Source organism: Bradyrhizobium sp., from assembly GCF_049581145.1.
Taxonomy (GTDB): domain Bacteria; phylum Pseudomonadota; class Alphaproteobacteria; order Rhizobiales; family Xanthobacteraceae; genus Bradyrhizobium.
Genome location: NZ_JBAURI010000508.1, coordinates 1 through 10,870, shown reverse-complemented (window position 1 = coordinate 10,870; position 10,870 = coordinate 1). Strand labels below are relative to the sequence as shown.

7 protein-coding genes and 1 pseudogene are annotated in these 10,870 nt (G+C 62.2%); 4 read left to right on the top strand and 4 right to left on the bottom strand.

Annotated features, from left to right (window positions below):
- Positions 1–1,029 precede the first annotated feature (1,029 nt).
- The gene (locus tag WCB02_RS16815) at positions 1,030–2,643 is read left to right on the top strand and encodes an ABC transporter substrate-binding protein (protein ID WP_423959658.1); all 1,614 of its coding nucleotides are present in this window, start codon (positions 1,030–1,032) and stop codon (positions 2,641–2,643) included.
- Positions 2,644–3,389: 746 nt separating this feature from the next.
- The gene (locus WCB02_RS16810; RefSeq protein WP_423959656.1) at positions 3,390–5,471 is read left to right on the top strand and encodes an ATP-binding protein; all 2,082 of its coding nucleotides are present in this window, start codon (positions 3,390–3,392) and stop codon (positions 5,469–5,471) included.
- 186 nt (positions 5,472–5,657) lie between these two features.
- Here WCB02_RS16810 and WCB02_RS16805 read toward each other — a convergent pair whose 3' ends face one another.
- Entirely contained in the window at positions 5,658–6,071 is a 414-nt protein-coding gene (locus WCB02_RS16805; protein ID WP_423959660.1) for a response regulator, read from the bottom strand.
- A gap of 674 nt (positions 6,072–6,745) precedes the next feature.
- Positions 6,746–7,558, bottom strand: a complete 813-nt coding sequence (locus WCB02_RS16800) for an MBL fold metallo-hydrolase (RefSeq protein WP_423959655.1) — start codon at positions 7,556–7,558, stop codon at positions 6,746–6,748.
- A 190-nt stretch (positions 7,559–7,748) separates the two neighbouring features.
- On the opposite strand from WCB02_RS16800, the pseudogene WCB02_RS16795 reads away from it, so the two are divergent.
- Positions 7,749–8,387 (top strand): annotated as a pseudogene (locus WCB02_RS16795) (glutathione S-transferase family protein).
- 227 nt (positions 8,388–8,614) lie between these two features.
- Here WCB02_RS16795 and WCB02_RS16790 read toward each other — a convergent pair.
- Both WCB02_RS16790 and WCB02_RS16785 read right to left on the bottom strand, forming a co-directional pair.
- Complete coding sequence (locus WCB02_RS16790) at positions 8,615–8,884, bottom strand: hypothetical protein (RefSeq protein ID WP_423959654.1); 270 nt, start codon at positions 8,882–8,884, stop codon at positions 8,615–8,617.
- A 341-nt stretch (positions 8,885–9,225) separates the two neighbouring features.
- Positions 9,226–10,122: a LysR family transcriptional regulator gene (locus WCB02_RS16785; RefSeq protein ID WP_423959653.1), complete on the bottom strand. Its 897-nt coding sequence runs from the start codon at positions 10,120–10,122 to the stop codon at positions 9,226–9,228.
- 289 nt (positions 10,123–10,411) lie between these two features.
- Here WCB02_RS16785 and WCB02_RS16780 point away from each other — a divergent pair.
- A partial coding sequence (locus tag WCB02_RS16780; protein ID WP_423959652.1) for an SDR family NAD(P)-dependent oxidoreductase occupies positions 10,412–10,870 on the top strand: 459 nt, incomplete at its 3' end.

Below are 10,870 nucleotides of genomic sequence, written 5' to 3'. Positions count from 1 at the left end.
AACCGCGCCAGATGTCGCTCCGGCAGCCATTCATCCACCGACGGCGGCAGAAGAAAACCCGTCAGCCTATCAACGTCACGGAAATTGCTCATCGGTGGCCTGCCCTGAGACGCGCTCGAATCATTGTCGAGATTCTAGCCAAAAGACAGCCCGTTGGGGTAAGTCCGACAAGCTGCTAGACCAATTCGGAATGAGCACCCGGAATTCGAGTCCGCGTGAGACCCACGAAGGCCCGAGTCCACCCCGTACACAAGCGCGGCGTTGAATCGGCGGCCATCTTCAATCAGCACGGCTCATCCCTCGATAGACATAGCGCGCCTCCCATGCCCATCTTCAGCCGTCTGGCGCAGGACATACATCGAACGAACATGGTTGCCCAAGACGCGCACTCGCATAGGCTGCGTGACGGCGAATTTTACATCAAAAGATTGCAACCCGTACGGCGCAGCAGCCGAGAGCGCAACCCAATTCTGCCGTGATTCAAGCGCAGTTTGTCACAGCTTCATCATCTTGTGATGAACCTAGTACTCTAGCGTTGTCCGGGGACAGACAATGAAATCGATCGGGGACACACGGCGTCGGGATTTGTCTCGACGCCCTGCAGTGATGACATCGCACATCGTTTCGCGATCGCTGTTAACGTCCCGTTCGACCGTATCAGATCAGCCCGCTTCATCGGCGCGAGCATCGGGAGCTCATACTCTGGCATCCAAGAGAACCGTTTGGTTTCGAGCAAGCCGTTTTGCATTGAACCCTTTTCCAATCAACGCAGGACGGGTCAAGACCCCACGGGAGCAACCAATGAGCGTCACAAGCGAGCCAGAACCGCTCGATCCCCACAATGGAACGCGTAGAGCGTCGCGGCGACGGCCGGAGCGGCGATAGCAGCGGCGGAGGCTCGCGCCTTGCGCGAAACGAGCCTATGCGGCCGTCGACTGCGCGATGCAGCGACGCCGGAAAGCGAACCCAAGCGAAGCGGCTCGGCCGCTCCGTGGCAAACAACAAAAAGCAGACAGCGGGTAAAGTAAAATGTCCAATCGGCGATTCGATCTGACCTTGGCGCGGAGTTCGTGCTCGAACCTGGGCTCGGCCATCATCCTGGGCGGCATCCTGCTCGCGAGCAGCGCCAGCACGGCGCCGGGCGACAATCTGAGCGTGGTGAGCGACCTTGCAAGCCGATTGGGACCGATTATCGGTTCGGCACTCGCCTGTCAGAACATTGCACGGCCGCGCGTCCAGGTGATCGTCGGCAAATTCCAGGCGGTGATCCGGGAAGCCTCGAGCAACGACTCCGAGCGCAACGAGATCTCGCGGCTGTTCGACCGCTCCGTCGCCGACGGCCGTAGCGCCGTGACGACGGGACGGCTGGATTGCCAAGGCGCGGAGCGCCAGCTCGCCGATCTCGAGCGATCCATTGTCGGCACACCGCCACCGCCGCCGTCCAGCGGACCGTCGCTGGCCGACGCGATCGCGCCATCGGCGGCCAACGCGGCGATTGCTCCGACGCAACCCATGACCACCAATGTGCACGGCGTCACCGATAGCGAAATCCGCTTCGGCATCGTGATCCCGTATTCCGGCGCCGCCAAGGACAATGGCCGCAACATGAAGCTCGGCATCGACGTCGCGTTCGCGCGGGCCAACGATGTCGGCGGCGTCAATGGCCGGCTGCTCAAGCTGATTCCGGCCGACGACGGCTTCGAGCCGACCCGAACGTTGGACGCCATGAAGCACCTGTACGAAAAAGACCAGGTGTTCGGCTTCATCGGCAACACGGGAACGGCGACAGCCGCGGTTGCGGTTCCCTATGCGCTCGAACACCGGGCGCTGTTCTTCGCACCACATACCGGCGCCTCCGTCGTCCGCAACGATCCGCCGGACCGCTACGTCTTTAATTACCGGCCAAGCTATACGGAGGAGGCCGACGCCGCGGTGCGCTATCTTCTGAAGATGCGCAAGCTGCAACCACGGCAGATCGCCGTGTTCGCCGAGAACGACGGCTATGGCGATGCCGCCTTTGCCGGTGTCGCAAAGGCGTTTCGCGTCCTGGGCATCAACGACAGCGCGATTCTGCGGCTGAACTACAACCGCAACAGCATCGACGTGGACGACGCCGTCAATCAGCTCAGATTGCAGAAAGTGCCGATCCGGGGGCTGGTGATGGCGGCGCAATCGCGGCCGGCGGCAAGATTCATCGAGAAGACCCGCGACCTGTTCCCGGGGATGATCTATACGAACGTGTCGGCCGTGGGCGCCAGCGCCCTTGCCGACGAGTTGACGATGCTCGGACCACGTTTCACCGACAATGTCATCGTGACCCAGACGGTGCCCGCAGTCTCCGGCTATTCGAGCATGGTGCTCGAATACAAGAACGCGCTGGCGAAATATTTCCCCGGCGAGAAAGAGGACTATATCTCGCTCGAGGGCTTCGTTGCGGCAAATGTCCTGATCGACGCGCTGCGGCGCTGCGGGCCACAGGTCGACACCGAGCGGCTGGTCGACATGCTGGAGAATACCCGGAACCTCGATCTCGGTCTTGGCGCACCGATCAGCTTCAGCCGTGGTGAGCACCAGGCTTCGCACAAGATCTGGGGAACTGCGCTCGACCAAACTGGAAAATACCAGCCGATCGAACTCGAATGATCGCCTGGCGGCATCGAGATCGGCGCCATCTCCATGATCTGAAGTCTCGGATGGCATGGCTCTCCTCTTCTTCGCCGGCGCATCGAACGATGCGCCGGCGAATTGTTGACGCCGGCAAGCCACCGCCGTCCAAAGGATGTCTCTGTCCGATCGCGTAGCCGTTCAGCATCAGATCGACATGGCGGCATCGCCCGCTCGGTCGTTGTCCGTCTCCGGAAAGAACGATCGGTCCATCGCCGCTTAAGTGGTCGCGATCGATGGCCGGCCGGACCTCAGCATGTTGCTCCACGATCCGGCGACGCCGGCGGACACTGGTCGGATCAGGTTGCTGACAGAGGCACGGTCGACCGCGTAGCGCATCGCAACCGTCGACCGCTTCGTCGCCGCTGCTCCTCGCAATACTGCCTCGATGGTTACCACGGTCTTTCTTTGCATCACCGGTGCCGACTGGGATCGGGTCGGTTATTCCGCCGCGTTGCGGTGACGCCCTACTTGTTAACGGATTATTCGCTGCCGCTGCCGATCATACCCGGCACATAATATCTCACCTCACGGCAGCGCCGTCGTATCGAACAGGTCCTCCCGGTCAAGCGATCTCGCTCAGCGGAAAAGCCTTGGATACGACATTTCCTCAGAGACGCATCGATCGATGCAAAGGTTCTGCAGATAAGATCGTTTCGACAAGAACGCCGCGAATATTTGTCCAGGAGCTTCGCGAGCTCTTAACGGAAAACTGACACACGCACATGCCAAGGTTTTCGCTGAGCTCCAAAATCTCGCTGTCAAACGCGCTTCTGGTGCTGCTCACCATCGCCGCGGTCGGCACATCCGTCTTTTTCAACCGACAGCAGATCATGATCGCGAACCAGATCAATGATTTGTCGGAACTCACGTCGAGACAGCTTCCGCAGCTCGTCCTCAACGTCAAGAAGATTCAGATCAACATCATCCAGGTCCAGCAATTTCTGACCGACGTCTCCGCAACTCGTGGTCTGGATGGTCTCGACAACGGATTTGACGACGCGGCCAAGAACGCCGGCGAATTCATCGAGACGGTAGCTGCGACCACCGATCTCGCCCGGAAATTGAAGGCCGACGACGCCCTCGCAGCGCTCGAACAGGTGAAGGCGGCCTTCGTTCCCTTCTACGCGGGCGGTCAGCTCATGGCCAAAGCCTATGTCGCGGCAGGACCCGCCGCCGGCAACAAGATCATGCCCGACTTCGATCAGCGGTCGGAAGCCATGGCGAAGTCGATGGAAAAGCTGGTTTCGATTTCCGAGAAGCTCAGCATCGAGGGGCAACGGAGGATCGACGAAGCAACCGACATCGCGACGGCGCAATTGCAGAAGCTGTCGCACATTCTCTATGCGCTCGCCGCGAGTGCCCTGCTGCTGGGCGGAGTTCTCGCCGGCTCCGCTCATCTCAATATCTCCGCACCGATCCGCCGCGTCACGAAGATCATGAGCGCGCTCGCCCAGGGAGAGACCGACATCGAGATCCCGAACGTCGGCCGGCACGACGAAATCGGAGCCATGGCCAGGTCGGTCCAGGTCTTCAGAGACAGCGCCATTGAAAACACGCAACTGCGGCAGAAGGCGGAAGCCGCGAACCGGGCGAAATCGAATTTTCTCGCGGTCATGAGCCATGAAATACGAACGCCGATGAACGCTGTTCTGGGCCTCACCAGCAGCCTGCTGGAGACGGATCTCAGCCGAGACCAGCGCGAGTCCGTCCACGCGATTCACGTCGCCGGTGACAGTCTGCTCGAGATATTGAACGATATCCTCGATTTCTCGAAATTGGAGGCAGGAAATCTCACGCTTGAGGCCATTCCGTTCTCGCCGGCAGGCGTGCTGGAAAGCGCGTTGAGCGTGGTCGGGGCCAGTGCTGCCGCCAAGGGGTTGGAGTTGCGTCTGGATCTCGCCTCGAACCTGCCCGCCGGCCTGCTCGGCGATGGCGGACGCATTCGCCAGGTCCTGCTGAATCTTGCTTCGAATGCCATCAAGTTTACGGCCGCCGGGGAGATCACAATCCGGGTCGAGTGCCTTGCGATCGATCGGAGCAGCGCGACCATACGATGGCTGGTCGCCGATACCGGAATTGGAATTCCGGAGGATCGCATCGGCGCCCTGTTCAACGACTTCGTACAGGCCGACAGCTCGGTCAGCCGACGGTTCGGCGGATCGGGTCTCGGGCTCGCGATCTGCCGGCGATTGATCCATCGGATGGGCGGCGAAATCGCCGTCGAATCGAAAGTCGGCCGCGGATCAACATTTTTCTTCGAGCTGAGCTTGCCGCTCGCGGAATTCAAGCCGGCGGAACAGATAGAAGTCGATACATCGACGGTCATTCTCACGCAGCATATTGCCGAAGCCGGCGCGCCCTTGCGCATTCTGATCGTCGACGACAATCAGACAAACCGGCTTGTTGCATCCAAGATGCTTGGCGCCTTCGACGTCTCGATCGCTCATGCATGCGACGGCCTCGAGGCCGTCAAGATGGTCTTTGCGCAGGAGTTCGATGTCGTGTTCATGGACATGCAGATGCCGGAGATGGATGGCATGACTGCAACCCGCAAGATCAGGGCGGCTGGCGGAAGCTATCAGCAACTGCCCATCATCGCATTTACAGCCAATGCGTTTTCCGATGACCGCGAGGCCTGCAAGGCTGCGGGAATGAATGATTTTGTCGCCAAACCCGTTCGAAAGAAATTCCTGGTGCAGGCCGTCCTGCGTGTGCTGTGGGAGCGCGACCTGGCAACGCTGCGCGAGACGACCACGGTGGCGACGGGTTTGCCAAGTCGCGCGCTGCAGTCGTCGATGGGCTGACCGTCGACGGCTCTTGAGCTCACCCGTCGCAGCGAAAACCGAAACTTCGCACCGGATCGCGCCCTGCTCGGCTGCGGAGCTCAGCGAAGCAGGCGCCGCTGTCGCGCCGCCGATGACGTCAGACTGAACGAGTTATGAAAGGGCATGGAGCGTCAAGGCGCTCGTCGTGGCCCTCGAGGGCTGCGCTTATGAGCGCACGGCTTTCACCAGCTTCTGACAGTCGGCGATGGTCGCAATCTGCTGGAGCGTTTGGCGGAGCGCCGGAAGATCAACCGGCTTCTGGAACTGCGGATAGACAACGAGACCAAGCGAGGTTGCCAGGCGAACGTTGTCGTCGCGTTCGCTGCCCTCCGAGCCGCTGATGAAGAGAACCGGCGTACGGGATTTCAGTTCGGCGAGCAGTTCCAGGATCTCTCCTCCAGACCGCTCACCCAGCGAAAGATCCAGGGTGATACAGTCGAAAGTCCGCCGTCGCAGCACCTCGGCCGCGTCTTCGACCGAGTCGACGCAGGTCGTGTCGTATCCGGCTTGAGAGGCAATCTTGCGGAGGATCGAGAGATGAACCTGCGTATCTTCAATCACCAGCAGTTCATTGCGCATGCCATGGCCCCATCCGGCGCTTACGTGTTGCAAGCCCCGTCCTGCATACAGACGGCTTCTGACCGTGCCGTAAATATTCGACACCGTACATTTACGGGCCGCGCGATAGGGTGCAGGACCTGCGCCGGAAAGGACGTCATCGACCGGCCATCGGCGCATGTCGGATTGTCCTGCGCCGGAGCGCCAGGACCACAGGATTTCGGCGTCCACGGCAACGTCGATTGCCGCTACAATGGTCGGCACGCATCCGCCTTCGCTGTGCGAGCGACGGCGGATGCTTTGCCCACCCTGCGCTGCCTGTTACTTCGCCGCCTTCGGGCGACGCGCTCCTTCGTCGGCTTGCCGCGTTCGCCGTTCTGCCAAACCATCGGCGTTACCTGAAAGCGCATATGGTGCCGCCCAGACTGCCGGATCTGCGTCATCACGCGTTGATCGGATATGATCGTGACGAAGCGTATGCGCGGATGATGCACCAGAAGATCAGAGCGCCGGTGACCCGCAATATGCTCGCGTTTCGCTCGGGGGGCTCGGCCCGGCGTAGAGTCATTCGGCGAAGCCGATCGGGGGTTGGCGGTGCTTCCGCATATTCGATGCCAGCATGAGGGAGCGACTTGCGCAGCCGCCCCAGACCCTCCCCGCCGCTGCGCGAAGGGAGGGAAGAACGGCGCACCCGATCAGCTCTCGCTGATCTTCGCGATGTAGCGCGCAACCGACGCCGCCACCCTTTGCTTGCCGTTGGCGTCGATCTGTCCGCGGCCCGAAAAGGCGCCGTAGACCGCGTCGAATGCAAATGGCTCCAGGATTTCCGCCATGCGCCGAACCACGGCGGCGGACAACGGGATCATGTTGGGGTATGACCACATGAAGCTGACATGCCCGCTCGGGACCACCTGCAGGATGTCGCCCGACAGCAGCACGCCGCGCCCCTCGTCCCCGTCCACCCAGTGCAGGACGGTGCCGCCTTCGAAATGCCCTCCGAGCCGAACCAGCGTCAAGCCGGGCGCAATCGGCTTGGTGTCTCCCTCCCAGAACTGCACGGCGGGGTCCGGGCGCATCACCCACTGACGATCCGCCGCATGCAGGTGGATCGGCACGCCGGCGAAGGCACGGCTCCACTCCACCATCGTCGTGTAGTAATGCGGGTGCGAGATCGCAATCGCGGAGATGCCGCCCAGGCCCTGCAGCAGATCAACGGTGGCGTCATCGATCAACGCGATGCAGTCCCACAGCACGTTGCCGGCCGGCGTGCGCACCAGGATCGCGCGCTGACCGATGCCGAACGCCGGGGTCGTTTCGATGGCCATCAGTCCGGTCGTGAGGCGGTGGAACTTGTTGCTGTGCACGGCCCGCAGCCGCTCCGGCGTGGTCCAGGACTGGCCCGAGGCCGGGACGAACTGCCGCTCGTCGGTGCAGATCATGCACGCAGCGGGCGGCGCCTCGGAGGGCGAATACTGCGTGCCGCAGGCGGTGCAAATGAAGGATGGCATGAGGTAGAATACTCACTCACGTGAAAGACCGCCAGTGGCGGGCAGGCTCCAATTCGCCCCATCGGCTGCGATTGATGGGTATCGCTTCGCTCCACCCATCCTGGGCGCGCCATAAAAAAAGATGTCAGTGATGTCGGGGCGCGAGCCGTTGGGCCGTCCTTTGCTGTGAACCAGAAAATGGAGATGCCGAATGGCCGACCTGATTCTCACCACATTCGATTGGGTTCCAAAGATGCCACGGGGCTTTGTGCGTGACATCCGTGTGCGCTGGGCACTGGAAGAAGCCGGATTGCCCTACCGCGTCAAGAGCACGCCGTTTCGCGCTCGGGATGCCGAGCATTTCGCCTACCAGCCGTTCGGCCAGGTGCCTTGGCTGACCGATGGAGACATCTCGATCTTCGAGAGCGGCGCGATCCTGCTTCACCTGGGCGAGCGGAGCGACGCGCTGATGCCCGCCGATCCCTGCGGTCGCAGCAAGGCCTTGGAATAGCTGTTCGCCGCGCTCAATTCAATCGAGATGGCAAGCCAGCCCTGGGCCATATTTGCGTTCTCCGGCGACACCGGTGATACGCCGGCGTGGAAGCGCCTGGATGCGTTCCTCAAGGCCCGGCTGCAGCACCTGGAGCCGGTGTTGGCAGGAGGCGATTGGCTGGCCGGAAGCTTCTCCGTCGCCGACATCCTGATGGCGGACGTGCTGCGCCTTGTCGATCGGTTCGACGGGCTGTTGGCACATCCCGCCTGTCGTGACTATGTCGCGCGCGCCACGACCCGCCCATGCTTCGTGAAGGCACACGCAGACCAGATGGCCCATTTCGCCGCAGCAGACTGAGCAACGATCTTCCGACCGAGGTGGCGCGCACAACAATCGTGCCGGCCTTGCCGGATTTCCTGGCGACGCACCCCGAGTTGGAGCTGGAGCTGTCGAGTACGGATCGGCAAGTCGATCTGGTTCAAGAGGGGTTCGACTGTGTCTAGCGGCTTGGTCCCATCAGGGGACGAGACGCTGATTGCCCGCTCACTGGGTCTGTTGCGCATGGTCAACGCTGCCAGTCCCGCCTATCTGGCGCGCCATGCGTCCCTCGATCGCTGGAAGATCTCCAGCGTCAGGAACATCGGGCAATTCATTTTTCGACGATGCTGGGCGCGAGACCCTATGGATGGGAACATCCGGACGGCGACAGCTACGCGACGCTTCAGCTGCCGGGCGCGCTCCACGTCAACGGCGCGCAGACCTACGAAGCCGCTGCCCTCGCCGGCCTTGGCCTGATTCAGGCGCCACTCCTGGGGATTGGCCGCTACCTGGAGATTGGTGCGTTGGGAGATCATACCCGATTTTCGTCGCCGGGCGCTCGCCGTGTCCCTCGTCGTGGCACGTCGGAGCAATCTGTCGCGCCGAGTCCGCGCATTCATGAAATGGATCGAAGATGTGCTGGCGCCGTATCCGGAATAGCGAGATGAACGCGCATGGCTTTGGAGTTCGCAGAGGAATTTGATCGCTCCAGAAAATCTCTGCTTTCAGCGACGATCCATATCGATCGCTCCACTTTTCTGCCGCGCCGCCGACATAGCCGCAGCAGCGCTGGGGGATTGACCGCGATGGCGCTTGGAGCGATCGCAGCTCGGCTTCCGACCCGGATGATGGAAGCGCGCCGGCGACCTGCCGCGCGTCAGTCGTGCGATATGGACAGTCCCGCGAGAAGCGGCGCGTAGGCGGCGAGCCTGCGGGATACGAACTCGGTGAAGAGCCGCACGCGCTTTGTCTTGCGTGTCTCGCCCTGTGTGAGAAGCCAGAGCGTTCCGTGCATGTGCAGGTCGGTGCCCGGCACCCGTGCCAGCAGGGGGTCGGCATCTCCGACGAAGCACGGCAGTGTCGTCATCCCCAGCCCTTGCCGTACTGCAACGATCTGCGCCTCGGCGTCCGTGGTCCTGAACGGAACCCCCGTGGCGCGAACCTCACCGTCGCGGGCCCAGTCCGGGATTCCATGAATGCTGATGACAATCCACCGGATGGGATCGGGCGCGCCCGCACGCCACGCCGCCAGTCGATCGCGGGACATGTAGACGCCGCCGAACAGCTCCGGTCCCTTCAGGCCGTGAAGATTGAGCGGCAGGGTTTTGCGGTCGTAGACGACGCGGATCGCGACGTCGGCCTCCCGGTTGGTCAGATTTGCCAGTTCGCCGGACGACAGGATTTCCATCTCGATGTCCGGATGCAGACGCGCGAAATCGGCGAAGTCCGGCATGAGCAGGTGTGTCGCAAGGGGTGGCGCCAGCGTCACCCGCAGCAGCCCGCGCACGCTCTGGTCGCGCCCGAAGACCCGCGTCTCCAGCAGGTGCGACGACGCTTCCATCTGGTCGGCGAACTCGAGCACCTCCTCGCCCGCAGCCGTCAGGCGGTAGCCCGAAGGCAGCTTTTCGAACATGTGCACCCCGAGGTGTTCCTCGAGCTGGGCGATGCGTCGCAGCACGGTCGAGTGGTTCACCCCGAGGCGCTCGGCGGCGGCCCGCACCGAGCCTCCGCGCGCGACGGCAAGAAAGTGGCGAACGTCATCCCAGTCGATCATGGTGCAATCCGGCACCGCGCGGTGCCCCTTCCAACGCTCTTATCCAACAGATCGACCAGCATCTGGTATGTCGCTGGTGCGGGCCGTCATCATAGCTCATATCGACAAGCGCGGCCCAATTCCGAACGGCGGACACCATCGTCGCCGCTGGCGTCAGTCGTCCAGCCGGATCGATTTTGCACCACCGATGTGCGCGCTTCCGCACTCAACGCCTGACGCCGGCGGACCCATCTCGAGGGTCTCGGGGACCTCCCCGAATGATCAAAGACGGAGCCTGAAAGGAGAGGTTATGGGAAAGCTTGAGGGTAAGGTTGCAGTCATCACGGGTGGATCGAGCGGCATGGCGCTGGCGAGCGCCAAGCGGTTCGTTGAAGAAGGCGCCTATGTTTTCATCACTGGCCGGAGGCAGGAGGCGCTCGACGAGGCCGTCAGGCTGATTGGCCGGAACGTGACCGGCGTGCGCGGCGACGCGGCCAATCTCCACGACCTCGACCGTCTGTTCGACACGGTCAAGCGGGAAAAGGGCAGGATCGACGTCCTGTACGCGAGCGCCGGCATGGGCGAAGCCGTCCCGCTGGGCGAGATCACCGAGCAGCATTTCGATGCGACCTTCGGCCTGAATACGCGCGGCACGATGTTTACGGTGCAGAAGGCGTTGCCGCTGTTCAACGATGGCGGATCGATCTTCATGACCGGGTCAGTGGCTTCTGTGAAAGGTTTTCCTGGTTACGGCGTATATGCAGCGAGC

Excerpts from the sequence above, each read along its gene's own strand:
- WCB02_RS16815 (WP_423959658.1), top strand. The coding sequence starts at position 1,030 with ATGTCCAATCGGCGATTCGATCTGACCTTGGCGCGGAGTTCGTGCTCG.
- WCB02_RS16790 (WP_423959654.1), bottom strand. The coding sequence starts at position 8,884 with ATGATCTCCCAACGCACCAATCTCCAGGTAGCGGCCAATCCCCAGGAG.
- WCB02_RS16805 (WP_423959660.1), bottom strand. The coding sequence starts at position 6,071 with ATGCGCAATGAACTGCTGGTGATTGAAGATACGCAGGTTCATCTCTCG.
- WCB02_RS16810 (WP_423959656.1), top strand. The coding sequence starts at position 3,390 with ATGCCAAGGTTTTCGCTGAGCTCCAAAATCTCGCTGTCAAACGCGCTT.
- WCB02_RS16785 (WP_423959653.1), bottom strand. The coding sequence starts at position 10,122 with ATGATCGACTGGGATGACGTTCGCCACTTTCTTGCCGTCGCGCGCGGA.
- WCB02_RS16800 (WP_423959655.1), bottom strand. The coding sequence starts at position 7,558 with ATGCCATCCTTCATTTGCACCGCCTGCGGCACGCAGTATTCGCCCTCC.